Annotated in this window: 24 protein-coding genes and 5 tRNA genes; 10 read left to right on the forward strand and 19 right to left on the reverse strand. The window is 71.0% G+C overall.

Features of this window, described 5'->3' with window-relative positions:
* Positions 1 to 20: 20 nt before the first annotated feature.
* Both thiD and WN71_RS20970 read right to left on the reverse strand, forming a co-directional pair.
* A complete protein-coding gene (thiD, locus tag WN71_RS20965; protein WP_046590309.1) occupies positions 21 to 806 on the reverse strand; it encodes a bifunctional hydroxymethylpyrimidine kinase/phosphomethylpyrimidine kinase in 786 nt (261 codons plus the stop codon).
* Positions 806 to 1,771 (reverse strand): thiamine-phosphate kinase, encoded by a 966-nt coding sequence (locus WN71_RS20970; protein WP_046590259.1) that lies wholly within the window; start codon positions 1,769 to 1,771, stop codon positions 806 to 808. The genes thiD and WN71_RS20970 overlap by 1 nt, the downstream gene beginning before the upstream one ends.
* A gap of 206 nt (positions 1,772 to 1,977) precedes the next feature.
* Between WN71_RS20970 and WN71_RS20975 the strand changes: the two genes are divergently transcribed.
* Together WN71_RS20975 and WN71_RS20980 are read left to right on the forward strand one after the other, a co-directional pair.
* Positions 1,978 to 2,211 (forward strand): Lrp/AsnC family transcriptional regulator, encoded by a 234-nt coding sequence (locus WN71_RS20975; RefSeq protein ID WP_046590261.1) that lies wholly within the window; start codon positions 1,978 to 1,980, stop codon positions 2,209 to 2,211.
* A 20-nt stretch (positions 2,212 to 2,231) separates the two neighbouring features.
* On the forward strand, positions 2,232 to 2,741 hold the full coding sequence (locus tag WN71_RS20980) for a DUF3515 domain-containing protein (protein WP_046590263.1): 510 nt from the start codon (positions 2,232 to 2,234) through the stop codon (positions 2,739 to 2,741).
* Positions 2,742 to 2,784: 43 nt separating this feature from the next.
* Here WN71_RS20980 and WN71_RS20985 read toward each other — a convergent pair whose 3' ends face one another.
* Genes WN71_RS20985 through WN71_RS20995 form a run of 3 tightly spaced genes read right to left on the reverse strand, consistent with a single transcriptional unit; the run spans position 2,785 to position 5,808 of the window.
* Positions 2,785 to 3,942 (reverse strand): D-alanine--D-alanine ligase family protein, encoded by a 1,158-nt coding sequence (locus tag WN71_RS20985; protein WP_046590264.1) that lies wholly within the window; start codon positions 3,940 to 3,942, stop codon positions 2,785 to 2,787.
* A gap of 58 nt (positions 3,943 to 4,000) precedes the next feature.
* Positions 4,001 to 5,011: an NAD(P)H-dependent glycerol-3-phosphate dehydrogenase gene (locus tag WN71_RS20990; RefSeq protein ID WP_046590266.1), complete on the reverse strand. Its 1,011-nt coding sequence runs from the start codon at positions 5,009 to 5,011 to the stop codon at positions 4,001 to 4,003.
* Positions 5,008 to 5,808 (reverse strand): lysophospholipid acyltransferase family protein, encoded by an 801-nt coding sequence (locus WN71_RS20995; RefSeq protein WP_046590267.1) that lies wholly within the window; start codon positions 5,806 to 5,808, stop codon positions 5,008 to 5,010. Before WN71_RS20995 ends, WN71_RS20990 begins: the two co-directional genes overlap by 4 nt.
* Positions 5,809 to 5,963: 155 nt before the next feature.
* Here WN71_RS20995 and cofC point away from each other — a divergent pair, with 155 nt between their 5' ends.
* Positions 5,964 to 6,602: a 2-phospho-L-lactate guanylyltransferase gene (cofC, locus tag WN71_RS21000; RefSeq protein WP_046590269.1), complete on the forward strand. Its 639-nt coding sequence runs from the start codon at positions 5,964 to 5,966 to the stop codon at positions 6,600 to 6,602.
* Between the two features lie 9 nt (positions 6,603 to 6,611).
* Positions 6,612 to 6,815 carry a hypothetical protein gene (locus WN71_RS21005; RefSeq protein ID WP_046590271.1) on the forward strand — a complete coding sequence of 68 codons (204 nt, stop codon included), beginning with the start codon at positions 6,612 to 6,614 and terminating at the stop codon, positions 6,813 to 6,815.
* A gap of 184 nt (positions 6,816 to 6,999) precedes the next feature.
* Here WN71_RS21005 and WN71_RS21010 read toward each other — a convergent pair whose 3' ends face one another.
* The 4 genes from WN71_RS21010 to leuC form a co-directional block, all read right to left on the reverse strand.
* The gene (locus WN71_RS21010; RefSeq protein WP_046590272.1) at positions 7,000 to 7,644 is read right to left on the reverse strand and encodes an HU family DNA-binding protein; all 645 of its coding nucleotides are present in this window, start codon (positions 7,642 to 7,644) and stop codon (positions 7,000 to 7,002) included.
* A gap of 137 nt (positions 7,645 to 7,781) precedes the next feature.
* Positions 7,782 to 8,012: an SCO5555 family protein gene (locus WN71_RS21015; RefSeq protein ID WP_046590274.1), complete on the reverse strand. Its 231-nt coding sequence runs from the start codon at positions 8,010 to 8,012 to the stop codon at positions 7,782 to 7,784.
* Positions 8,013 to 8,276: 264 nt separating this feature from the next.
* The gene (gene leuD, locus WN71_RS21020) at positions 8,277 to 8,870 is read right to left on the reverse strand and encodes a 3-isopropylmalate dehydratase small subunit (RefSeq protein WP_046590275.1); all 594 of its coding nucleotides are present in this window, start codon (positions 8,868 to 8,870) and stop codon (positions 8,277 to 8,279) included.
* A gap of 5 nt (positions 8,871 to 8,875) precedes the next feature.
* A complete protein-coding gene (gene leuC, locus WN71_RS21025; protein ID WP_046590277.1) occupies positions 8,876 to 10,300 on the reverse strand; it encodes a 3-isopropylmalate dehydratase large subunit in 1,425 nt (474 codons plus the stop codon).
* Positions 10,301 to 10,486: 186 nt separating this feature from the next.
* Between leuC and ndgR the strand changes: the two genes are divergently transcribed.
* The gene (gene ndgR, locus WN71_RS21030) at positions 10,487 to 11,203 is read left to right on the forward strand and encodes an IclR family transcriptional regulator NdgR (protein ID WP_046590279.1); all 717 of its coding nucleotides are present in this window, start codon (positions 10,487 to 10,489) and stop codon (positions 11,201 to 11,203) included.
* Positions 11,204 to 11,286: 83 nt separating this feature from the next.
* Here ndgR and WN71_RS21035 read toward each other — a convergent pair whose 3' ends face one another.
* Complete coding sequence (locus WN71_RS21035) at positions 11,287 to 11,802, reverse strand: DUF4188 domain-containing protein (RefSeq protein WP_046590281.1); 516 nt, start codon at positions 11,800 to 11,802, stop codon at positions 11,287 to 11,289.
* 116 nt (positions 11,803 to 11,918) lie between these two features.
* On the opposite strand from WN71_RS21035, the gene WN71_RS21040 reads away from it, so the two are divergent.
* Positions 11,919 to 12,563, forward strand: a complete 645-nt coding sequence (locus WN71_RS21040; protein WP_046590284.1) for a MerR family transcriptional regulator — start codon at positions 11,919 to 11,921, stop codon at positions 12,561 to 12,563.
* Positions 12,564 to 12,667: 104 nt separating this feature from the next.
* Here WN71_RS21040 and WN71_RS21045 read toward each other — a convergent pair.
* The 9 genes from WN71_RS21045 to WN71_RS21085 all read right to left on the reverse strand — a co-directional run bounded on the left by WN71_RS21045 (position 12,668) and on the right by WN71_RS21085 (position 16,890).
* Positions 12,668 to 12,740: transfer RNA gene (locus tag WN71_RS21045), tRNA-Glu, on the reverse strand.
* 28 nt (positions 12,741 to 12,768) lie between these two features.
* Positions 12,769 to 12,840: transfer RNA gene (locus WN71_RS21050), tRNA-Gln, on the reverse strand.
* A gap of 21 nt (positions 12,841 to 12,861) precedes the next feature.
* A tRNA-Glu gene (locus WN71_RS21055) sits at positions 12,862 to 12,934 on the reverse strand.
* Positions 12,935 to 12,996: 62 nt separating this feature from the next.
* Positions 12,997 to 13,069 (reverse strand) — tRNA-Glu (locus WN71_RS21060).
* Between the two features lie 21 nt (positions 13,070 to 13,090).
* A tRNA-Gln gene (locus tag WN71_RS21065) sits at positions 13,091 to 13,162 on the reverse strand.
* A gap of 92 nt (positions 13,163 to 13,254) precedes the next feature.
* A complete protein-coding gene (locus tag WN71_RS21070; protein WP_046590286.1) occupies positions 13,255 to 13,986 on the reverse strand; it encodes an HAD family hydrolase in 732 nt (243 codons plus the stop codon).
* 234 nt (positions 13,987 to 14,220) lie between these two features.
* On the reverse strand, positions 14,221 to 15,705 hold the full coding sequence (gene gltX / locus WN71_RS21075; RefSeq protein ID WP_079177997.1) for a glutamate--tRNA ligase: 1,485 nt from the start codon (positions 15,703 to 15,705) through the stop codon (positions 14,221 to 14,223).
* Positions 15,689 to 16,465, reverse strand: a complete 777-nt coding sequence (locus WN71_RS21080) for a fumarylacetoacetate hydrolase family protein (protein WP_046590290.1) — start codon at positions 16,463 to 16,465, stop codon at positions 15,689 to 15,691. The genes gltX and WN71_RS21080 overlap by 17 nt, the downstream gene beginning before the upstream one ends.
* Before the next feature lie 236 nt (positions 16,466 to 16,701).
* The gene (locus WN71_RS21085; RefSeq protein ID WP_046590293.1) at positions 16,702 to 16,890 is read right to left on the reverse strand and encodes a hypothetical protein; all 189 of its coding nucleotides are present in this window, start codon (positions 16,888 to 16,890) and stop codon (positions 16,702 to 16,704) included.
* A gap of 566 nt (positions 16,891 to 17,456) precedes the next feature.
* Here WN71_RS21085 and WN71_RS21090 point away from each other — a divergent pair.
* From WN71_RS21090 to WN71_RS21105, 4 genes are all read left to right on the forward strand, one after another.
* A complete protein-coding gene (locus WN71_RS21090; protein ID WP_046590295.1) occupies positions 17,457 to 21,242 on the forward strand; it encodes a sensor histidine kinase in 3,786 nt (1,261 codons plus the stop codon).
* 9 nt (positions 21,243 to 21,251) lie between these two features.
* Complete coding sequence (locus WN71_RS21095) at positions 21,252 to 21,665, forward strand: roadblock/LC7 domain-containing protein (protein ID WP_003973453.1); 414 nt, start codon at positions 21,252 to 21,254, stop codon at positions 21,663 to 21,665.
* A gap of 141 nt (positions 21,666 to 21,806) precedes the next feature.
* The gene (locus tag WN71_RS21100; protein ID WP_046590301.1) at positions 21,807 to 22,205 is read left to right on the forward strand and encodes a DUF742 domain-containing protein; all 399 of its coding nucleotides are present in this window, start codon (positions 21,807 to 21,809) and stop codon (positions 22,203 to 22,205) included.
* Positions 22,186 to 22,761, forward strand: coding sequence for a GTP-binding protein (locus WN71_RS21105; protein WP_071369866.1), 576 nt, complete (start codon positions 22,186 to 22,188; stop codon positions 22,759 to 22,761). The genes WN71_RS21100 and WN71_RS21105 overlap by 20 nt, the downstream gene beginning before the upstream one ends.
* Positions 22,762 to 22,769 lie beyond the last annotated feature (8 nt).

The following is a 22,769-nucleotide window of genomic DNA, read 5'->3' on the forward strand; positions in this document are numbered from 1 at the left end:
CTCCGGCACACGGCCCGGCCTCACTCCCTGAACCGCCACCCGTGGTCCACCGGCCCGATCCCCGCGCCCAGCGCGAACCCGGCCGCGATCGCCCCGGTGACGTAATCCTTGGCCGCCGTGACCGCCTCCGGCACGGCCAGCCCCCGCGCGAGGCCCGCCGCGATCGCGGACGCCAGCGTGCAGCCCGTGCCGTGGGTGTGCCGGTTGTCGTGGCGCGGGGCCCGCAGCCAGTGCTCGGCCGAGCCGTCGGTGAGCAGATCCACCGCGTCCCCGGGCAGATGGCCGCCCTTGATCAGCACCCAGCGCGGGCCGTACGCCAGCACCGCGGCCGCGGCCCGGCGCAGATCGTCCTCGGACGCGACGCGGACCCCCGTGAGCTGCGCCACCTCGTCGAGGTTCGGGGTGGCCACCGTCGCCACCGGCAGCAGCCTCGCGCGCACCGAGGCGAGCGCGCCGGCCGCCAGCAGCGGGTCGCCGTGCTTGGAGACGCCCACCGGGTCCACCACGGCCGGCGCGTCCGTGGCGGAGATCAATTCGGCGACCGCCTCGACCAGTTCCGCCGACGCCAGCATCCCGGTCTTCACCGCCTGCACGCCGATGTCGTCGACGACACTGCGGTACTGCGCCCGTACCGCCTCCACCGGCAGTTCCCAGGCGCCCTGCACGCCACGGGAGTTCTGCGCGGTCACCGCGGTGATCACGCTCATCCCGTGCACCCCGAGCGCCAGCATCGTCTTCAGGTCGGCCTGGATCCCGGCCCCGCCGCCGGAGTCGGAACCCGCGACGGTCAGCACGCGCGGCGGGATCACGACTCGATGTCCCCGAAGTGGTCCCAGCCGCCCTTGACGGTCCAGGGCGCGCCGTCGACCGTCACCTGGGGCAGCGCCGAGGGGTTGAGCACCTCGCCGATGACCTTCCAGCGGGCGGGCAGCTTCACGTCCGGCGGGAACGTCGCCACGATCGCGTGGTCCTCTCCCCCGGTCAGCACCCACTGGAGCGGGTCGACACCCACGGCCTGTCCGATGTCGTTCATCTGCGAGGGGATGTCGATCGCGCCGGAGCGGACGTCGATACGGACCTTGCTGGCCTCCGCGATGTGCCCGAGGTCGGCGATCAGTCCGTCGCTCACGTCGCACATCGCGGTCGCGCCGAGGGCGGCGGCCGCGGGGCCCGCGTGGTACGGCGGTTCGGGGCGCCGGTGCGCCTCCACGAAGGCGCGCGGCGAGCGGAAGCCGCGGGAGAGCACCGCGTAGCCGGCGGCGGACCAGCCGAGCCAGCCGGTGACCGCGACGAGGTCGCCGGGCTGCGCGCCGCCCCGCGTGACCGGCTCCTGGCCGCGCAGATCGCCGAGCGCGGTGATCGACACCGTGATCGTGTCGCCGCGTACGACGTCCCCGCCGACCACCGCCGCGCCCGCGACCTGGCACTCGTCGCGCAGGCCGTCCATCAGCTCCGTGGGCCAGGTGACCGGGAGTTCGGCGGGCACCACCAGGCCGAGCAGCAGCGCGGTCGGCACGGCGCCCATGGCCGCGATGTCCGCGAGGTTCTGCGCGGCGGCCTTGCGGCCGACGTCGTACGCCGTGGACCAGTCGCGCCTGAAGTGCCGGCCCTCCAGCAGGATGTCGGTGCTGGCCACGACCCGGCGGTCGGGTGCGGCGACCACGGCGGCGTCGTCGCCGGGGCCGATGCGCACCACCGACGTGGTGGTGAGCCGGGATGTGAGCTCCCTGATGAGCCCGAACTCCCCCAGTTCACCGACGGTGCCCTTCATCGTTCGTCCTCTTCTCGTACTGCTCCTACCGCCCGGTCGCGTCGCGTCCGCCGCGTCGGTACGGTCATGGTGACCGTCAACTTCCGTCCTGCCTGCACCCCGGCGCGCAAGGCCCGGCCCCCGCAGGTCTCCCCGCGGCGAGCGGCGACGCGATACCGTGGCGTTCCTTTTCCCCACATGATCCTCGTGGCCGCCCTGGAGGTTCCGTGGTACAGGCGTACATCCTGATCCAGACGGAGGTCGGCAAAGCGTCGACCGTCGCCGAGACGATCAGCAAGATCCCTGGCGTGATCCAGGCCGAGGACGTCACGGGACCCTACGACGTCATCGTCCGCGCCCAGGCCGACACCGTCGACGACCTGGGTCGTCTCGTCGTCGCGAGAGTCCAGCAGGTGGACGGCATCACGCGGACCCTGACCTGCCCGGTCGTGCACCTGTAGCCCCCGTCTACCCTTGGCCGGTGAACTTCTTCCGCCACCGGCTTGTCGGCCTGCCCGTGCTCGCCCTGACGGTCGCCGCCGCGGGCTGCTCCTTCTCGACGGACGACACCGCGTCGGTGGCGGTTCCGCGTCCCGGCAAGGCGGCCACCGCGCTGTGCCAGGACCTGGACCAGGCCCTGCCGCGGAAGGTGGACGGCCTCGGCCGTGACGACCCCGAGCCCCGGTCCGCCCTCACGGCGGGCTGGGGAGGCCCGGCGATCATACTGCGCTGCGGTGTGGAGCGGCCGCCCAAGATGGTCGACCCGAAGGTCGCCGAGGGCGGCGACGCCGACGCGATCGCGGGCGGGGTGAACGGGGTGGACTGGCTGATGGAGAAGCAGAAGGACGGCTCCTACCGGTTCACCACGGCCAACCGGCGGGCCTACGTACAGGTGACGCTGGAGAAGGCGCGCGCCGACGAGAGTTCCTCGGTCCTCGTCGACCTGGCCGCCTCCATCAAGAAGGCGATCCCCGAGGGGATCGCCGACTGAGCGCGAACCGGTCGCGCGAAGGGGTGCGGAGGGCCGCCGGGGTTCAGCGCAGCCCGGTGGAGCGGCGCAGCGCCGCCTGGACGAGGCGGTCGACCAGTTCCGCGTAGCCGATGCCGGTCGCCTGCCACATCTGCGGGTACATCGAGATCGGCGTGAAGCCGGGCATCGTGTTGATCTCGTTGATGACGAACTCGCCGTCCTCGGTGAGGAAGAAGTCCGCCCGGACCAGGCCCTCGCAGGAGGCCGCGTCGAAGGCGTCCACCGCGAGCCGCCGCACCTCGGCCGTCTCCTCGGGCGTCAGCGGGGCGGGGACGATGCCGGGGGTCGAGTCGATGTACTTCGCCTCGAAGTCGTAGTACGCGTGCTCCGAGGGCGGCGGGATCTCCGCGGGGACCGACGCGCGCGGCCCGTCCTCGAACTCCAGCACGCCGCACTCGATCTCGCGGCCGTGCACGGCCGCCTCGACGAGGATCTTCGGGTCGTGGTGCTGCGCCTCGGCGATCGCCTCGTCGAGCCCCTCCAGGCCGTCGACCTTGGTGATGCCGATCGAGGAGCCCGCGCGCGCGGGCTTCACGAACAGCGGCCAGCCGTGCTCGCCCGCGAAGTCGATGATCTTCTTGCGGGCGGCGGCCTGGTCCTGCTGCCACTCGCGCGGCCGGATCACCACGTACGGGCCGACCTTGAGGCCGAACGAGGTGAACACCCGCTTCATGTACTCCTTGTCCTGGCCGACGGCCGAGGCGAGCACGCCCGCGCCCACGTACGGCACACCGGACAGCTCCAGCAGGCCCTGGAGGGTGCCGTCCTCGCCGTAGGGGCCGTGCAGGACGGGGAAGACGACGTCGACCTCGCCGAGCGCCTTGGGGACCGAACCGGGCTCGGTGTAGACGACCTCGCGGTTGGCCGGGTCGACGGGGAGCACCACACCGCCCTCGCTCGACTCGGCGAGCTGGTCCACGGTCGGCGTGCGGCGCTCGGTGATCGCCATCCGCTCCGGCTCGTCGGCCGTGAGCGCCCAACGCCCGTCCTGGGTGATGCCGATCGGCAGGACGTCGTATTTGGTCCGGTCGATGGCCTTCAGGACGGCGCCCGCGGTGACCACGGAGATCCCGTGTTCGGAGCTGCGACCGCCGAACACGACGGCCACGCGCGGCTTGCGGGACGGCTGCTCAGGGCTCTGGGGGAGGTTCTCGGTGCTCATATCGCGATGAGCGTACCCGGTGGTAGAGCCCCGAGACAGCGTCGACTCGGGGGGTCGCTCAGCGTCGTTCGGGCTTCGCGCTGCGCGACATGAGTTCCTTGACCGCGGCCACGGGCGACTTGCCCTCGTGCACGATGGCGACGACTGTCTCGGTGAGCGGCATGTCGACGCCGTGGCTGCGCGCCAGATCCAGCACGGACTCGCAGGACTTGACGCCCTCCGCGGTCTGCTTGGTGACCGCGACGGTCTCCTGGAGGGTCATGCCCCGGCCGAGGTTGGTGCCGAAGGTGTGGTTGCGCGAGAGCGGCGAGGAGCAGGTCGCCACCAGGTCGCCGAGGCCGGCGAGCCCGGAGAAGGTCAGCGGGTCGGCGCCGAGCGCGAGCCCGAGCCGGGTGGTCTCGGCGAGCCCGCGCGTGATGAGCGAGCCCTTGGCGTTGTCGCCGAGCCCCATGCCGTCGGCGATGCCCACGGCGAGCCCGATGACGTTCTTCACCGCGCCGCCCAGTTCGCAGCCCACCACGTCGGTGTTGGTGTACGGCCGGAAGTAGGGGGTGTGGCAGTTCGCCTGGAGTCGCTGCGCGACGGCCTCGTCGGTGCACGCCACGACGGCCGCGGCGGGCATCCGCGCGGCGACCTCGCGGGCCAGGTTGGGGCCGGTGACCACGGCGATGCGGTCCTGGCCGACCTTGGCGACGTCCTCGATCACCTCGCTCATCCGCATGGTGGTGCCGAGTTCGACGCCCTTCATCAGCGACACCAGCACGGTGTCCGGGGCGAGGAGCGGCACCCAGGCGGCCAGGTTCTCGCGCAGCGTCTGGGAAGGCATCGACAGGACCGTGAAGTCCGCGTCGGCCATGGCCTCGGCGGGGTCGGTGGTGGCCCGCAGGTTCTCCGGGAGTTCGACGCCGGGCAGGTAGTCGGGGTTGGTGCGGGTGGAGTTGATCGCGTCGGTGACCTCGGCCCGGCGCCCCCACAGGACGACCTCGCAGCCGGCGTCGGCGAGCACCATCCCGAACGCGGTGCCCCACGAACCGGCGGTGAGGACCGCCGCCTTGACAGGCTTGCTCACGTGCCGCTCGCCCCTTCCTCGGCCTGTCCGGCCTGTGCCTGTCCGGTCTGTGCCTGTCCGGCCTGTGCCTGGGTACGGCGCCGCTGCTCGATCCGCTCACGGCGCGGGTCGTAGACGGTGTCGGGTGCCTTCTCGCCGCGGATCTCCTCCAGCAGCCCGGTGACGGCGGCCATGATGACCTCGGTGGCCTCCTTGAGGAGGTCGGCGGTCATCTCCTGGTCGTAGAACCGCGAGAGGTCCACGGGAGGTCCGGCGAGCACGCGGTGGGTCTTGCGCGGCCACAGGTCGGGCTTCTTGGCGTAGGGCGGCAGGAGTTCGTTGCAGCCCCACTGCGCGATCGGCACGACCGGGCACTTGGTCTGGAGGGCCACGCGCGCGGCGCCGGTCTTGGCGGTCATGGGCCAGCCGTCCGGGTCGCGGGTGAGGGTGCCCTCGGGATAGAAGGCGACGCATTCCCCGCGCTCCACCGCGTCGATCGCGGCGCGGAACGCGCTCAGCGCGTCCGTGCTCTCGCGATAGACCGGGATCTGCCCGGTGCCGCGCATCGCGGCGCCGACGAATCCCTTCTTGAAAAGGCCGCTCTTCGCGAGGAATCGCGGAACCCTTCCGGTGTTGTACTGATAGTGCGCGTACGCGAAGGGGTCCACGTGGGAATTGTGGTTCACCGCGGTGATAAATCCGCCCTGGGCCGGAATGTTCTCCATTCCGCGCCAGTCCCGCTTGATCAGAATCACCAGCGGCGGTTTGCAGAGCGTCGCGGCGAAGCGGTACCAGAAGCCGATTCTGCGGCGGGGCACGCGGACACCTTCCTCTAGGGCTGTCACCTGGGCCGGGGGGCCGCACAAGTGTCGCCCCAGGCCGCCGGTCTGTCGAGAACACCGTACGCCCCGGCTCGCGAAGCGCCAGATCGGCCGGGTGACAATGTCCGCGACGAGTAAGGGACGGTACGCCGGTGCAGTGGACCTTGGTCATCCCCCTGAAGCCCCTGGCGCGGGCCAAGAGCAGGCTGGCGGACACCGCCGGCGACGGGCTTCGGCCGGGTCTCGCGCTGGCGTTCGCGCAGGACACGGTGGCGGCCGTGCTGGCCTGCGCGGCGGTGCGGGATGTGGCGGTCGTCACGGACGACGTGCTGGCCGGGCGGGAACTCGCGGCGCTCGGCGCGCGGATCGTGCCGGACACCCCGGCGAGCGGCCTGAACGCCGCCCTCGCGCATGCGGCGGGCGTCGTGCGCGCGACGCGGCCCGATGGCCCGGTGGCCGCCCTCAATGCCGATCTGCCGGCGCTGCGGCCCGGGGAATTGGCCCGGGTGCTGGATGCCGCCGCGGAATTCCCGCGCGCTTTTCTCGCGGATGCCGCCGGTATCGGCACGACTCTGCTCACGGCGGCCGCGGGACGGGAATTGGCGCCGGAGTTCGGCGCCGGCTCACGCGCGGCGCACCGGGCGGGCGGCGCGGTGGAGCTGCCCCTGTCGGCGGTGGACTCGGTGCGCCAGGACGTGGACACCGGCGAGGATCTGCGGGCCGCGCTGGCGCTCGGCGTGGGGCCGCGGACGGCCGCCGCGGCCGCGCGGCTGCTGATTCCGGGGCAGTAGGCTGCCGCCATGCAGGCGACCGCGTACACGTACGACCCCGCGACCCGCAGCGGGCAGGTGCTGCTCGACGACGGGACCCCGGTGCCCTTCGACGCACCGGCGTTCGACGCGGGCGGACTCAGGCTGCTGCGGCCGGGTCAGCGGGTGCGGATCGAGACGGAGGGCGAGGGCGAGGCCCGCCGGGCCGTCCTGGTCACGCTGCACACCTTCTGAACTCCGCGCCGGACCGTCCCGGTCACGCCGCGCACCCTCCGAACTCCGCGCCGGACCGTCCCGGTCACGCCGCGCACCTTCCGAACTCCGCGCCGGACCGTCCCGGTCACGCCGCGCACACGCCGCGGGCCGGGCTCCCGTACGGAGCCCGGCCCGGCGCGTGAGTGCCTTCGTACCGCGCCGTTCAGCGGGCGGTGGCCTTCTTCGCGGTGGTCTTGCGTGCCGTCGACTTCTTGGCCGGGGCCTTCTTGGCGGTGGCCTTCTTCGCCGGGGCCTTCTTGGCGGTGGCGGTGGTCTTCTTCGCGGCGGCCGTCTTCGCGGCGCCCGTCGCCTTCTTGGCCGTGGTCTTCGCCGTGGTCTTCTTGGCGGTGGCGGTGGTCTTCTTCGCGGCGGCCGTGGTGGTCTTCTTCGCCGCGGCCTTCCGGGTCGTCGCCGTCGCCTTCTTGGCCGTGGTCTTCTTCGCCGCGGCCTTCTTGACCGTCGCCGAGGCGCCACCGGTCAGGCTGCCCTTGGGGGCCTTCTTGACCGCGACCTCGCCACCACGCGGCAGCTTCTTCGAGCCGCTGACCAGGTCCTTGAAGCCCTGACCGGCGCGGAAGCGCGGCACGGAGGTCTTCTTGACCCGAACCCTCTCGCCCGTCTGGGGGTTGCGGGCGTACCGAGCGGGGCGGTCGACCTTCTCGAACGAACCGAAGCCGGTGACCGAAACCCGGTCTCCCGCGACAGTCGCGCGGACGATGGCGTCCAGGACCGCGTCGACAGCCTCGGCGGCCTGCTGGCGACCGCCCATCTTGTCGGCAATCGCTTCTACGAGCTGCGCCTTGTTCACGTCTTCCCCTTCGGAGACATCGCCGGAACGAAAGTGTTCAAGCTTTTTCGCACGTTAGGCAGATATATACCGCAAATCAAACACGAAACGGGCTAATCACCCTTGTGCCGCAACGGACTCGACTGCCCAGGACGTGTTCAGCGTTCCTCTGTGGGGACGCGCCCCGCGTCGAGGTCTGCCGTGAACGCCTCCAGACGCCTTGCCGCGTCGGCGAGATCGTGCTTGGCCGCGGCCGTAATGACCAGCAGCTTCCGGGTCAGCGCCATCCGTACGCCCTCCGGGACTTGCAGTGCGCGCACCCGCAGGTGCGCTTCCTTCAGTTGGTCCGCGACTGCCGTATAGAGCCCGAGTTGGCCGTCGTGTTCCATGCACAGATTGTGCCATCTGGGGCGAGTTGTCGCCTGCGCAGGGTGCAACTGCCGCCTGTGGCCACCTTTCCGGCATCCGTGGGAACCGCCTCCCAGAAGATCGCGTACCCCGTCAACCTCCTTCATAACGCGGGAAGTTGGCAGACGTGACGGACGCGTCGGAAGGCGTCCGGGCGCAGACAAAGCCGTACCCCCGATCGGGGTGATCGGGGGTACGGCGGGAGTGTCGCGGCGGCCGGAAAGCGTCGGTCCGGCGGGTGCGGATCAGACCTGGAGCGTCCGCGGCTTGAAGGAGGGACGGCCCGCCTCGTAGGCGGCGATGTCGGCCTCGTTGCTCAGGGTGATGGAGATGTCGTCGAGGCCGTTCAGCAGCCGCCAGCGGGAGTTCTCGTCCAGCTCGAAGGAGGCGGTGATGCCCTCGGCGCGCACCTCGCGCGCCTGGAGGTCCACGGTCACCTCGGCGGTCGGGTCCTTCTCGACGAGCTCCCAGAGCGCGTCCACGGTCTTCTGCTCCAGCACCACCGTGAGCAGGCCGTTCTTCAGCGAGTTGCCCCGGAAGATGTCGGCGAAGCGGGCGGAGATCACGGTCTTGAAGCCGTAGTTCTGCAGCGCCCAGACCGCGTGCTCACGGGAGGAGCCGGTACCGAAGTCGGGGCCGGCCACCAGCACCGTGGCGCCCTGCCGCTCGGGCCGGTTGAGGACGAAGTTCTCGTCCTTGCGCCAGGCCTCGAACAGACCGTCCTCGAAGCCGTCCCTGGTCACCTTCTTGAGCCAGTGGGCGGGGATGATCTGGTCGGTGTCGACGTTGCTGCGGCGCAGCGGCACGGCCCGGCCGGTGTGGGTGGTGAAGGCTTCCATGATTCTCAGACTCCAGCGGGCGCGGGGGCGTCGGACAGGTCGGCGGGCGAGGCCAGGTGGCCGAGGACGGCGGTGGCGGCCGCGACCTGCGGCGACACCAGGTGCGTCCGGCCGCCCTTGCCCTGCCGGCCCTCGAAGTTGCGGTTGGAGGTGGAGGCGGAGCGCTCGCCGGGGGCCAGCTGGTCGGGGTTCATGCCCAGACACATCGAGCAGCCCGCGTGCCGCCATTCGGCGCCGGCCTCCTTGAAGACCGTGTCCAGGCCCTCGGAGACGGCCTGGAGGCCGACCCGCACGGATCCGGGCACGACCAGCATCCGTACGCCGTCGGCGACTTTGCGGGTCTTGAGGATGTCGGCCGCGGCGCGCAGGTCCTCGATCCGGCCGTTGGTGCAGGAGCCTACGAAGACGGTGTCCACCTTGATGGAGCGCAGCGTCTGCCCGGCCTCCAACCCCATGTATTCCAGGGCCTTTTCGGCGGCGAGGCGCTCCGAAGCGTCCTCGTACGAAGCCGGGTCGGGGACGGCCGCCGAAAGCGGCGCGCCCTGGCCCGGGTTGGTGCCCCAGGTGACGAACGGGGAGAGCGCGGCGCCGTCGATGACGACCTCGGCGTCGAACTCGGCGTCGTCGTCCGTGCGCAGCGTCTTCCAGTAGGCGACGGCCGCGTCCCAGTCCTCGCCCTCGGGGGCGTGCGGACGGCCCTTGAGGTAGTCGAAGGTGGTCTCGTCGGGGGCGATCATGCCCGCGCGGGCGCCGGCCTCGATCGACATGTTGCAGATGGTCATCCGGGCCTCCATCGAGAGCTTCTCGATGGCGGAGCCGCGGTACTCCAGGATGTAGCCCTGGCCGCCGCCCGTACCGATCTTCGCGATGATCGCGAGGATCAGGTCCTTGGCCGTGACGCCCTCGGGCAGTTCGCCGTCGACGGTGATGGCCATGGTCTTCGGGCGGGCCAGCGGCAGCGTCTGGGTGGCCAGCACGTGCTCCACCTGGGAGGTGCCGATGCCGAACGCCAGGGCGCCGAAGGCACCGTGCGTCGAGGTGTGCGAGTCGCCGCAGACCACCGTGGTGCCGGGCTGCGTGAGACCCAGCTGCGGGCCGACGACGTGCACGACGCCCTGCTCGACGTCGCCCAGCGGGTGCAGCCGGACGCCGAACTCCGCGCAGTTCTTGCGCAGCGTCTCCAGCTGGGCCCGGGAGACCGGGTCCGCGATGGGCTTGTCGATGTCGAGGGTCGGGGTGTTGTGGTCCTCGGTCGCGATGGTGAGGTCCAGGCGGCGCACCTGGCGGCCGTTCTGCCTGAGGCCGTCGAACGCCTGCGGGCTGGTCACCTCGTGCAGCAGGTGCAGATCGATGAAGAGGAGGTCGGGCTCGCCCTCGGCGCGCCGGACGACATGGTCGTCCCAGACCTTCTCCGCGAGTGTCCTACCCATCGCTTTCCCTCCGGCCGGCAGAGTGAGCCGGCACACCTAGAGATCTTCAGGAGCGGCGCCCGGCCCCTGTTCACGGGCGCCCGCCACCGGGCCCGCATGTTCTTCGGGCCGCTGTGCATACAAGGGTTGCGCGTCTCACGGAAAAAGGAACTTGCGTTTCACAGAGTGAGACGTGAGTATCGTTTCATGGACAACAGTAGCGGCGTCGGCGTTCTGGACAAGGCGGCCCTCGTCCTGAGCGCTCTGGAGTCCGGTCCGGCCACCCTCGCGGGTCTGGTCGGGGCCACCGGACTGGCACGACCCACGGCCCACCGCCTGGCCGTGGCACTGGAACACCACCGCATGGTGGCGCGCGACATGCAGGGCCGTTTCATTCTCGGCCCGCGCCTCGCCGAGCTGGCCGCGGCGGCGGGCGAGGACCGCCTGCTGGCGACGGCGGGCCCGGTGCTCACGCATCTGCGGGACATCACCGGCGAGAGCGCGCAGCTCTACCGGCGCCAGGGCGACATGCGCATCTGCGTGGCCGCCGCCGAGCGCCTGTCCGGCCTCCGGGACACGGTCCCGGTCGGCTCCACGCTGACCATGAAGGCCGGCTCCTCCGCGCAGATCCTCATGGCCTGGGAGGAGCCGGAGCGGCTGCACCGCGGGCTCCAGGGAGCCCGGTTCACGGCGACGGCCCTGTCGGGCGTACGGCGGCGCGGCTGGGCGCAGTCGATCGGCGAGCGCGAGCCGGGCGTGGCCTCGGTCTCGGCGCCGGTGCGCGGCCCCTCCAACCGCGTGGTGGCCGCGGTCTCGGTCTCCGGACCCATCGAGCGGCTGACCCGGCACCCGGGCCGGATGCACGCCCAGGCCGTCATCGACGCCGCCGGACGCCTGTCGGAGGCCCTGCGCCGCTCGGGCTGAACCCCCTCGTTCCTCGTACGGCATCGGGAAGCGCCGGCCTCAACGCCGCGGCAGGCGCTCCCCCGGTGCCGGCCTCACACCTCTCAGGAGTCCGCCGACGCGCCCGCGCGGTGCGCGAAGCGCTCCTTCGCCGTCCGTCCACGGCGCTCCACGGGCAGCTGCCCGTGCGCGGCCGCGAGCCCGAACGCGGGCATGTCCGCGTAGATGGACTCGTACCCGCCTTCCGGGACGACGTACGTCTCGTGCCACAGCCCCACGTGCTGACGCGCCTTCCCCGCCTTCTCCTTGCGGTTGACGATCGCCCACGCCCGGTGGTGGAACATCTCCGGCGCGTGCGCGTAGGCGTAGAGCTTCTCCTTCGACTCCCAGTACTGCACGACGTAGTACGTCCGCGGCGACGCGGTGAGCAGCACATGGCCGAGCAGCCCGCGCTCGGGGTCGGCGGTCAGCTCGCGCAGCATCCGTGGCATGGCGAGCAGCACCGGCACCCAGTGGTGGACGGCCCGGAAGCGGTTGATGCGCATCCCGATCAGCAGGACGACGACATCGCCCTGCGCGGCCGCGGTGGTCCGGCCCGCGACGACCTTCTTCCCGAACATGGTTCCCCCTCGCCCCGGCGCCGGCCGGTCGACGGCCCCGCCGGATGATGTTGGTGAGCGTCACTATCCGATGCCCGTGCTTAGATAGTGCCGCTGACCAAGAAGGGGTGCAAGGGATGCGGCTGGCCGAGTTGAGCGAGCGCAGCGGTGTCTCCACCGCGACGATCAAGTACTACCTGCGGGAAGGGCTGTTGGCGCCGGGCCGGCAGGTCAACACGACGACCGCGGAGTACGACGAGGAGCATCTGCGCCGGCTGCGCCTGGTGCGCGCGATGATCCAGGTCGGCCGGCTGCCGGTGGCCACGGTGAAGCAGGTGCTCGGGCATGTCGACGACGAGTCGCTGGGGCGCACCGTCCGGCTGGGCGCCGCGCTGTGGGCGCTGCCGCAGATCCCCGAGCCGGACGCGGACGACGAGTTCGTGCGCGCCGCGCAGCGGGAGACCGGGGAGCTGCTCGACGCCCTGGAGTGGTCGAACGCCAAGCTGCTGACCACGATCTCGCCGTCGTACCGCTCGCTGGTGGTGGCGGTGGCCGCGGTGCGCCGGCTCGGCTACGACTGGGACTTCGAACTGCTGCTGTCCTATGCCCGGTTGATGCACCGGGCGGCCGCCCTGGACCTGGACTTCGTGGAGACGCGGCCCTCGGAGGCAGAGAAGGTGGAGACGGCGGTGCTGGGCGCGATCCTGGTGCAGCCGATGCTCCAGGCGATGCACCGGCTGGCCCAGGAGGAGGAGTCGGCGCGGCGGTACGGCTTCGAGTAGGCCGCCCGCGCGGTGGCGCCCGGGACCGGACACCAGGGCCGGACACCGGGCCGGACCCTCGGAAACGGAGAAGGCCCCTCGCTCGCGCGAGAGGCCTTCCTCTGTACCCCCGACCGGATTCGAACCGGCGCTACCGCCTTGAGAGGGCGGCGTGCTAGGCCGCTACACAACGGGGGCGTGGAGCCTGCGTTTCCGCAGGTCCGAGCTGGTCTACCTGGACTCGAACCAAGACTAACTGAACCAGAATCAGTCGTGCTGCCAATTACACCATAGACCAATGACGGTTTAGACCAGTCAGTACCCCCGACCGGATTCGAACCGGCGCTACCGCCTTGAGAGGGCGGCGTGCTAGGCCGCTACACAACGGGGGCCCTAGCGATCCTGCATCGAGGTGAGAGGGAGCTACCCGAGCTCGCCTCGCGGGAAGGATCAGTACCCCCGACCGGATTCGAACCGGCGCTACTGCCTTGAGAGGGCAGCGTGCTAGGCCGCTACACAACGGGGGCTTTGCAGATGAGCTCTGCGAGCTGGCCTACCTGGACTCGAACCAAGACTAACTGAACCAGAATCAGTCGTGCTGCCAATTACACCATAGGCCACTGGAACGCAAGCCCCGGAGGGATCTTGTTCTAGTTCGCACCCCCGGGTTTTCCGGCCTTTCGGCCCGCTCTCCGGCGGCGCAGGAAGAACATTACCTGAAGGTGGACGGGGCTCCAAAACGGGTATCGGCGCCGAGCAGCGCGGGCAGTTCGGCCAGGGACGCGATCCGGCGCGGTCCCGCCGGTGCGCCGGCGGCCGCGTGCACCCCGTCCCGGTCGATCCAGACGGACAGGAGTCCCGCCTCCGCGGCACCCCGTCCGTCGATGTCCGGATGGTCGCCGACGTACGCCACCTGCTCGGGCCCGAGCCCCAGCGCGTCGCAGGCCGCGTGGAAGGCGCCCGGCTCCGGCTTGGAGACCCCGAGTTCGGCGGCGCACAGGACCGCCTCGAAGCGGTCCAGGACGCCCAGGGTGCGCAGTTTGCGCTCCTGGACGTGGATGCTGGAGTTGGACAGCACCGCGTGCCGGTGGCTCGCGGCGAGCGCGTCGAGGACCGGCAGCACGTCGGGGAAGAGCGCCCAGACGGCCTCGTAGTGCGTCATGTAGCGGCGGAACCAGTCGTCGGCCTCCGCGTCGGTCAGCTCCGTGCCGGTGAAGACCCGCACCCGGTCGCGCCGCTGCCCCTCGAAGGAGATCTCGCCCGCGGCGAAGCGCGCCCACTGCCGGTCGGTGATCTCCCGCCAGCGCGTGAGGGCCTCCTCGGGTGTGGCGTACCCCACCAGCAGCCCCTCGGCCACCAGATGGGCGCGCATCCCCTCGCGGTCCGCGGAGGTGTAGTCGAAGAGGGTGTCGTCGACGTCCCAGACCACGGCGCGGATGCTCATGCCCCGACCGTATCGCCCGCGGGGCCGCCCGCGCAGTGGCTGTGCGCAGCCGTGCCCCGACAGGGGCGCGGGGAACTGCGCGACCGGCCACGACGGACGGTGCGACGGGTGCGGGACCCCGGGGGCGCCTCGCCGGGTCCAGATCGTCGAACGCGTCCGCGAAGGACGCCGCGAACGCCCGCAGGGGCGGCACCCCGGATCTGCGGGTGCCGCCCCTGCGGAAGAGCGGTCGGCTCAGCCGGCGAGCTTCGCCAGGGCCGCGTCGACGCGGGCCAGGGTGCGCTCCTTGCCCAGGATCTCCAAGGACTCGAAGAGCGGCAGGCCCACGGTACGGCCGGTGACCGCGACGCGGACCGGGGCCTGGGCCTTGCCGAGCTTGAGGCCGTGGGCCTCGCCGGCCGCGAGCACGGCCTCCTTGAGGGACTCGGCGGAGCTCCAGTCGGCGGCCGCCAGCTTCTCGCGGGCGGTGCGCAGCAGGTCGTCCGCGCCGTCCTTCATGGCCTTGGCCCAGCTCGCCTCGTCCTCGACGGGCTCCGGCAGGAAGAGGAAGTCGACGTTGTCGGTGATCTCCGACAGGACCTTCAGGCGGGTCTGCGCGTGCGGCGCGACCGCCTGCCACCTGGCCTCGTCGAAGTCCTCCGGGGCCCAGGTCGCGAACGGCGCCTGGAGCCACGGACGGCAGCGCTCGGTGAAGTCCTTCACGTCGAGCAGCCGGATGTGGTCGGCGTTGATCGCCTCGCACTTCTTGAGGTCGAAGCGCGCCGGGTTGGGGTTCACGTCGGCGACGTCGAAGGCGGCGACCATCTCCTCGATGGAGAAGATGTCCTGGTCCGCCGAGAGCGACCAGCCCAGCAGGGAGAGGTAGTTGAGCAGACCCTCGGGCAGGAAGCCGCGCTCGCGGTAGAGGTTCAGCGAGGACTGCGGGTCGCGCTTGGAGAGCTTCTTGTTGCCCTCGCCCATCACGTACGGCAGGTGGCCGAAGGAGGGGATCTCCTTGGCGATGCCGAGCTCGATCAGCGCCTTGTACAGGGCGATCTGGCGCGGGGTGGAGGAGAGCAGGTCCTCGCCGCGCAGGACGTGGGTGATCTCCATCAGGGCGTCGTCGACCGGGTTCACCAGCGTGTACAGGGGCGCGCCGTTGGCCCGGACGATGCCGTAGTCCGGCACGTTCTCCGGGGTGAAGGTCAGCTCGCCGCGTACCAGGTCGGTGAAGGTGATCGTCTCGTCGGGCATCCGGAAGCGGACGATCGGGGTGCGGCCCTCGGCGGTGTACCGCTCGACCTGCTCGGCGCTCAGGTCGCGGCAGTGGCCGTCGTAGCCGGACGGCTTGCCGGCGGCGCGGGCGGCCTCGCGGCGGGTGTCCAGCTCCTCCTGGGAGCAGTAGCAGCGGTAGGCGTGCCCGGCGTCCAGCAGCTTCTGCGCGACGTCCTTGTAGAGGTCCATGCGCTGCGACTGGCGGTAGGGCGCGTGCGGGCCGCCGACCTCGGGGCCCTCGTCCCAGTCGAAGCCCAGCCAGCGCATCGCGTCGAGCAGCTGGTTGTACGACTCCTCCGAGTCGCGGGCCGCGTCGGTGTCCTCGATACGGAAGACGAGAGTGCCCTGGTGGTGCCGGGCGAACGCCCAGTTGAACAGGGCGGTCCTGACCAGGCCCACGTGCGGGTTACCGGTGGGGGACGGGCAGAAACGGACGCGTACAGGTGCGCTAGCCACGCTTGACAACCTTGTTGTTGAGAGTGCCGATGCCTTCGATGGTGACGGCGACCTCGTCGCCGACGTTCAGGGGGCCGACCCCTGCCGGGGTGCCGGTGAGGATCACGTCGCCGGGGAGCAGCGTCATGGCCTCGGTGATGTTGACGATCAGATCCTCGATCGGGTGGATCATCTCGCTGGTACGGCCGAGCTGGCGCTGTTCGCCGTTGACGGTGAGCTGGATCGTCAGGTCGGCCGGGTCCAGGTCGGTCTCCACCCAGGGGCCGAGCGGGCAGGAGGAGTCGAAGCCCTTGGCGCGCGCCCACTGCTTCTCCCGCTTCTGCACGTCGCGGGCGGTGATGTCGTTGGCGCAGGTGTAGCCGAGGATCACGTCCTTGACCCGGTCGCGCGGGACCTCGCGGCACATCCGGCCGATGACGACGGCCAGCTCGGCCTCGTGGTGCAGGTCCTCGGTGAAGGACGGGTACCGGATCTCGTCGCCGGGGCCGATCACCGAGGTGGACGGCTTGAAGAAGGCGAACGGGGCGTCCGGCACCTCGTTGCCGAGTTCCCTGGCGTGCTCGGCGTAGTTGCGGCCGAAGGCCACGACCTTGTTGGGGAGCACCGGGGGCAGCAGCCGGACCTTGCTCAGCGGCACCTTGGTGCCGGAGAGCTCGAAGTCCGCGAACGGGATGCCCTTGATGATGTCGAGGACGAGCTCGTCCTGCTTGTCGCCCTCGACCACGCCGAAGGCGACGTTCCCGTCGATGGAGAACCTGGCGATGCGCACGGGTTGCTCGCGCCCCTTTACCTGTGAGAACCGGGCCGGCCGGCCCGGGGCTCCAGGCTAGCGCGGGCCGCGCCGCCGCAACTCGCGCATTCCTCCGCATGCGCGAAGGGCGCCCCGCCGCACACCCGGGCGGCACTCCTCGCACGCACGAAGGGCGCCCCCTGCCCGGGGGCGCCCTTCGGTGTCCTGCCGGTGCCCGCCCCGCCTGCGTGAACGAGGGGTGGCGTCGCCGCGTACTACGGAGCGACGGAGGAGGTCACCGGGACCTCCTGGAGCATGGTGCGCCGCGGGTTGGCGGTCTGCGCGGGGAGGTCGAGAGAGTGTTCCGGCTGTTCCTGGACGCGCAGCACCTCGGCGTCGTCGAGGTGGGCCAGCGTCGTGCGCCGCGGGTTGGCTATGTTCCGGAACATCATGGTCGTCTTCACGGTTGTACTCGACCCCGAGGTGTGTTGAGGGTTGACAGAGTGGGCACTCATGTAAAGCGTCAGGCTAAACATGCAATTCCCTGGCAAAGCCCTGAACTCCCGGCGATCCGCATGTGAGTTTGCTCACTGCGTTGAGCACAAAAAGGGCATATCGCCCGAGCAACCCCTGCCTCCGAAACGGACATTGGCCCCCTGAAGACACCATTCCGCTCCGGATCTTGGCACCTTAGGTAACGAGTTGCTTACTGGAACTCGCGGGCTTTCGTCCCTTTTGCGGGAGATCCGCCTCCACCCCAGGTAACCCGTCACTCACGTGATGTCACCAAGGTCACAGCTCGGCTCATGGCCCTTGTTGGAGATCCTGCACTGTGCTGGAATTCCACGGACCGCCGCTGGATCGAGCCGGCGCGCAGGGGGCGCGATTCAGCGCCGAGTGGCGGCTGGACGGGGGAAGCAGCGCCGGTCACTCACGACCACCCAGGGGAGCTTCACCCGCTCCCCACAACGCCGACACCGTGTCCCTCCCTTCATACGGAGGGGCGCCTGGTCCAGAGGTTGCGACGCTAGTGCAGGGACGTTTCAAGAGGGATGGCAGCGCTTCGGCAGAGCCGGAGCCGCACGGCGGGACCGACCGCGGTTCCTCGCCCCAGCACGCCCAGAACCCGGGCCAGGCCCCATCGGGTGACGGCGGTGAGCGCTCAGCGCTCCCCGGCGCCTCCGCGGCCGGCTCGGGCTCCCAGGGCCCGACATCACCGCCCAAGCCGACGAGGACGCCGAGCGGCCCCGGCTCGCGCATGGCGCTGCGCAACTGGCGCATCTCCACGCGCCTGGTCTCGCTGCTCGCGCTCCCGGTCGTTGCGGCCACGTCGCTCGGCGCGCTGCGCATCAGCGACTCCATCACCGACATCCAGCAGCTCGACAACATGCAGCTGCTGACCGACATGACCAAGCAGGCCACCGAACTGGCCCAGGCGCTCCAGGACGAGCGCGACCAGTCGGCCGGTCCGCTGGCCAACGGCGGCAACGCCAAGACCGACTACACGGTCCAGGGTCTGTGGAAGAAGACCGACACCGCGGCGACCAACTTCGACAACGCTGCCGAGGAGATCGACGCCTCCAGCAAGGACGGCAACCTCCAGGGCGTCCGCGACAACATCGTCGGCATCGTCGCCGACCTGGACGACCTGGCGAAGGTCCGCGACGCGGCCTTCTCGTCCAAGGAGAACTCCTCGCAGACGGTGGAGTCGTACCACCGCCTGATCACTCAGCTGATCGACCTCTCGCAGGACATCGCCGAGGCGACCAGCAACCCCGAGATGATCCAGCGCACCCGTGCGCTGGCGGCGTTCTCCACCGCCAAGGAGTACGCCTCCGTGCAGCGCGCCGTGATCGCGGCCGCCCTGCCGTCGAACAACACCTCGTTCGGCGACCTGTCGGAGAACGACCGCCTCTACGGCCAGGCGGCCTACGACAGCGAGAACTCCGAGCTCAACATCTTCCAGACGATCTACGGCTCGTCGAGCGCCGCGGCGCTCATGGCCCCGATCGACGAGAGCAACCCCCAGATCGAGGCCTCGGACACCTACGCCAAGCGCGCGCTGTCCAAGGGCGGTCTGCACACGCTCGACAAGCGGTCCTACCGCGACTGGGTCGACGACAGCACCAACAAGATCACCCAGATGCAGAAGATCGAGCACACGCTGCTCGAGGGCATGCAGCAGAAGGCCCGCGAGCTGAGGAACGCCTCGGAGCGCGAGGCGATCATCTCCGGTGTCCTGATCCTGCTGGTGCTCGGTGTCTCCCTCGTCGGCGCCTTCATCGTGGCCCGAGGCATGATCCGCTCGCTGCGCCGCCTCCAGGAGACCGCCACCCGCGTCGCCCAGGACCGCCTGCCCGAGCTGGTCAAGCAGCTGTCCGAGTCCGACCCGCAGGACGTCGACACGTCCGTGGAGTCGGTCGGTGTGCACTCCCGGGACGAGATCGGCCGCGTGGCCGCGGCCTTCGACGACGTGCACCGCGAGGCCGTCCGCCTCGCCGCCGAGCAGGCCCTTCTGCGGGGCAACGTCAACGCGATGTTCACCAACCTCTCGCGCCGCTCCCAGGGCCTCATCCAGCGTCAGCTCTCGCTCATCTCCGAACTGGAGTCCCGCGAGGCCGACCCGGACCAGCTGTCCTCGCTGTTCAAGCTCGACCACCTCGCGACGCGTATGCGCCGTAACGGTGAAAACCTTCTCGTCCTCGCCGGTGAAGAGCCGGGCCGCCGCTGGACCCGCCCGGTCCCGCTGGTCGACGTCCTGCGCGCCGCCGCCTCCGAGGTGGAGCAGTACGAGCGCATCGAACTGGCCGCCGTGCCGACGACCGAGGTCGCCGGCCGCGTGGTCAACGACCTCGTGCACCTCCTCGCCGAGCTGCTCGAGAACGCGACCTCGTTCTCCTCGCCGCAGACCAAGGTCAAGGTGACCGGTCACGCGCTGCCCGACGGCCGCGTGCTGATCGAGATCCACGACACCGGCATCGGCCTCTCCCCCGAGGACCTCGCGGCGATCAACGAGCGGCTCGCCTCGCCGCCCACCGTGGACGTCTCGGTCTCCCGCCGCATGGGTCTGTTCGTGGTCGGTCGTCTGTCGCAGCGCCACGGCATCCGCATCCAGCTCCGCCCGTCCGACTCCGGTGGTACGACCGCGCTGGTCATGCTGCCCGTGGACGTCGCCCAGGGCGGCAAGAAGCCCGCGGGCAAGCCCGGCGCCCCCGCCTCCTCCGGCGGTCCGGCCGCCGCGCAGGCCGCGGCCGGTGCCGCTGCCGCCCGTCGCGGTGGCGGCGCCGGCGGTGGCCTGGCCGCCGCTCTCGGCGGTGGCGCGGCCGGTGCGGCCGCGGGCGGTGGCGGTGGCGGGCGTCTCAACCCCGGTGCCACGCGTGGACAGGTCGGTTCCGGTCAGGGCCCGCGGGCCGCACTGCCCGGCGCGGGCAACCGTCCCGGCGCTCCGGGCGGCCAGCGTGGACCGCAGGGTCCGGGCGCGGCGCCGCAGCAGGGCCGCACCCCGGCCGGCGCGGGCGCCGGCGGCTACGGCCAGGCTCCGGCCGCGCCGCAGAACTTCCAGGCGAACGGCGGCCAGCAGGACGCCTTCGGCGGCCAGGGCCGCGGCCAGGACTCGTTCGGCGGCAACCGTCAGGACTCGTTCAGCGGCTTCGGCAACCAGCGCGGGCCGGCGGCCCAGCGTGGCAACGCCGGCGGGGACCAGAACCGTCAGCCGCAGCTCCCGCCGCGTGGCGGGGCCCGGGCCGAGCTGCCCGGCGGAGCCGACCAGCAGGCCGTGACCTGGGGCACCGACGGTGTCGGCCAGGCCCGCGGTCCGCTGGACGCCCCGCGCGGCCACGACGAGCGGGACGCGTCCCAGACCGCGGCGATGCCCCGCATCGACGACCGGCAGGGTCCGGGCTCCACGTCCGAGATACCCCGGGTCGACCCCGGTCACGTCCAGGGTGTCCACAGCACGGGCCAGTTCCCGCGCCCGGACTTCGGCGCCCAGCGCCAGGACATGAACTCCGGCCAGAACACCGGCCAGTTCGTCCGCCCCGACGTGTACGGCACGTCCGCGCAGCAGAACGGCTCCACCACGGGCCAGTTCGCCGCTCCGCAGGCGTACGACGCAAGCTCCACCGGACAGTTCGCCACTCCCGGGTACGACGCCGGCGCCACGGGGCAGCACGCCCTGCCGAGCCAGCAGGACCCGCTGAACCCGGCGAACACCGGCCAGTTCCAGCGTCCGCCGCTCAATGGCGGGCGTCCCGGGGCCGACCTGGGCGCCCAGCGTCCGCAGGCCCCGCAGCGTGCCGCCCACCAGGAGCCCGAGGCGCTGCCTCCGGCGACGGGCGCGGGCGACATGCGCACTCCGCTCTACGACACGCTCGAGACCAACTGGTTCCGCGGTGGACAGCAGAACGGGCAGCAGGCCGACAACGGCTCCGCTCCCGCCCCTGCCGTCCCCTCGCAGCCGCAGGCACCGGCGGCGGCCCCCACGCCTCCGTCGGCTCCTGCCGCTCCGCGGCGCCCGGCGGCCACGAGCTGGCGGACCTCGCCGAACGACGATCTCGTCCGGCAGGCCGAGCGGGTCAGGCAGCCGGCCGCGGGTGGGGTCACCACCTCCGGCCTGCCGCGTCGGGTTCCCCGGGCCAACCTGGTCCCGGGCACGGCTCAGCAGCAGCAGCACCACACCGGTCCGCAGGTCTCGCGTGCGCCTGACGACGTTCGCGGCCGGCTGACCAATCTTCGTCGGGGCATCGCACAGGGTCGGCAGGCCAACAACGGCCAGACCGGCAGCTTCCCCAGCCCCACTCACCAGCAGGAGCGTTAGTTGAGCCAGATGAGCCAGGCGGCACAGAACCTCAACTGGTTGATAACCAACTTCGTGGACAACACCCCAGGGGTGTCCCACACCGTCGTCGTGTCCGCCGACGGTCTCCTTCTGGCGATGTCGGAAGGCTTCCCGCGCGACCGTGCAGACCAGTTGGCGGCCGTCGCATCCGGACTCACCTCGCTGACCGCGGGTGCGTCCCGGATCTTCGAGGGCGGCAACGTGGCGCAGACGGTCGTCGAGATGGAGAGGGGCTTCCTGTTCCTCATGTCCGTCTCGGACGGCTCGTCCCTCGCCGTGCTGGCGCACCCGGAGTGCGACATCGGCCTCGTCGGCTACGAGATGGCGCTGCTCGTCGACCGTGCAGGTGCGGTCCTCACCCCGGATCTGCGCGCCGAGCTTCAGGGAAGCCTGCTTCACTGACCGGCTGGAAGAAGTCTCCTTCATCCACCGGCTCCGGATCCACCCATCTCACGAAATCACCGTCCGGCCGCCACAATCCCCCCACCGGCCCCGACGGACGGCACGACTGACCGAGCACATGCTGTCCCGCCCGGAGGATTCATGACCCCGCCCACCGCCCATCATGATCCGTACGCCGAGTCGTACGGGGACGAGGGCGACCAGCCGCTGGTCCGTCCGTACGCGATGACCGGCGGCCGGACCCGGCCGCGCTACCAGCTCGCCATCGAGGCCCTGATCAGCACCACGGCCGACCCGGCGGCGCTCATGGGGCTCCTCCCGGAGCACCAGCGCATCTGCCATCTGTGCCGTGAGGTGAAATCGGTAGCCGAAGTCTCGGCACTGCTGGGCATGCCGCTCGGTGTGGCCCGGATCCTCGTTGCCGACCTCGCCGAGGCCGGCCTGGTCGCCATCCATCAGCCGGGTGGCGACGAGAACAACGGCGGCGCACCGGACGTGACGCTGCTCGAAAGGGTGCTCAGTGGACTTCGCAAGCTCTGACGGAGGACGTGCCACCACCTCCGCGAAGATCGTGGTGGCGGGCGGCTTCGGCGTGGGCAAGACCACGTTCGTAGGCGCGGTCTCCGAGATCAACCCGCTGCGCACGGAGGCCGTGATGACGTCCGCGAGCGCGGGCATCGACGACCTCACCCACACCGGGGACAAGACCACCACCACGGTGGCCATGGACTTCGGCCGTATCACGCTGGACCAGGACCTGATCCTGTACCTGTTCGGCACGCCCGGCCAGGACCGGTTCTGGTTCATGTGGGACGACCTGGTGCGCGGTGCCATCGGCGCGGTGGTGCTCGTGGACACCCGGCGTCTGGCCGACTGCTTCCCCGCGGTCGACTACTTCGAGAACAGCGGCCTGCCGTTCGTCATCGCCCTCAACGGCTTCGACGGCAACCAGCCGTACCAGCCCGACGAGGTGCGCGAGGCGCTCCAGATCGGACCGGACACCCCGATCATCACCACGGACGCCCGGCACCGCGCCGACGCCAAGAGCGCGCTCATCACGCTCGTCGAGCACGCCCTCATGGCGCGCCTGCGGTAGCACCAAAT

Source organism: Streptomyces mangrovisoli (assembly GCF_000974985.2).
Classification (GTDB): Bacteria; Actinomycetota; Actinomycetes; order Streptomycetales; family Streptomycetaceae; genus Streptomyces; species Streptomyces mangrovisoli.

Excerpts from the sequence above, each read along its gene's own strand:
- WN71_RS20970 (WP_046590259.1), bottom strand. The coding sequence starts at position 1,771 with ATGAAGGGCACCGTCGGTGAACTGGGGGAGTTCGGGCTCATCAGGGAG.
- WN71_RS20985 (WP_046590264.1), bottom strand. The coding sequence starts at position 3,942 with ATGAGCACCGAGAACCTCCCCCAGAGCCCTGAGCAGCCGTCCCGCAAG.
- WN71_RS21005 (WP_046590271.1), top strand. The coding sequence starts at position 6,612 with ATGCAGGCGACCGCGTACACGTACGACCCCGCGACCCGCAGCGGGCAG.
- WN71_RS21015 (WP_046590274.1), bottom strand. The coding sequence starts at position 8,012 with ATGGAACACGACGGCCAACTCGGGCTCTATACGGCAGTCGCGGACCAA.
- leuD (WP_046590275.1), bottom strand. The coding sequence starts at position 8,870 with ATGGAAGCCTTCACCACCCACACCGGCCGGGCCGTGCCGCTGCGCCGC.
- leuC (WP_046590277.1), bottom strand. The coding sequence starts at position 10,300 with ATGGGTAGGACACTCGCGGAGAAGGTCTGGGACGACCATGTCGTCCGG.
- ndgR (WP_046590279.1), top strand. The coding sequence starts at position 10,487 with ATGGACAACAGTAGCGGCGTCGGCGTTCTGGACAAGGCGGCCCTCGTC.
- WN71_RS21035 (WP_046590281.1), bottom strand. The coding sequence starts at position 11,802 with ATGTTCGGGAAGAAGGTCGTCGCGGGCCGGACCACCGCGGCCGCGCAG.
- WN71_RS21040 (WP_046590284.1), top strand. The coding sequence starts at position 11,919 with ATGCGGCTGGCCGAGTTGAGCGAGCGCAGCGGTGTCTCCACCGCGACG.
- WN71_RS21070 (WP_046590286.1), bottom strand. The coding sequence starts at position 13,986 with ATGAGCATCCGCGCCGTGGTCTGGGACGTCGACGACACCCTCTTCGAC.
- WN71_RS21095 (WP_003973453.1), top strand. The coding sequence starts at position 21,252 with ATGAGCCAGGCGGCACAGAACCTCAACTGGTTGATAACCAACTTCGTG.
- WN71_RS21100 (WP_046590301.1), top strand. The coding sequence starts at position 21,807 with ATGACCCCGCCCACCGCCCATCATGATCCGTACGCCGAGTCGTACGGG.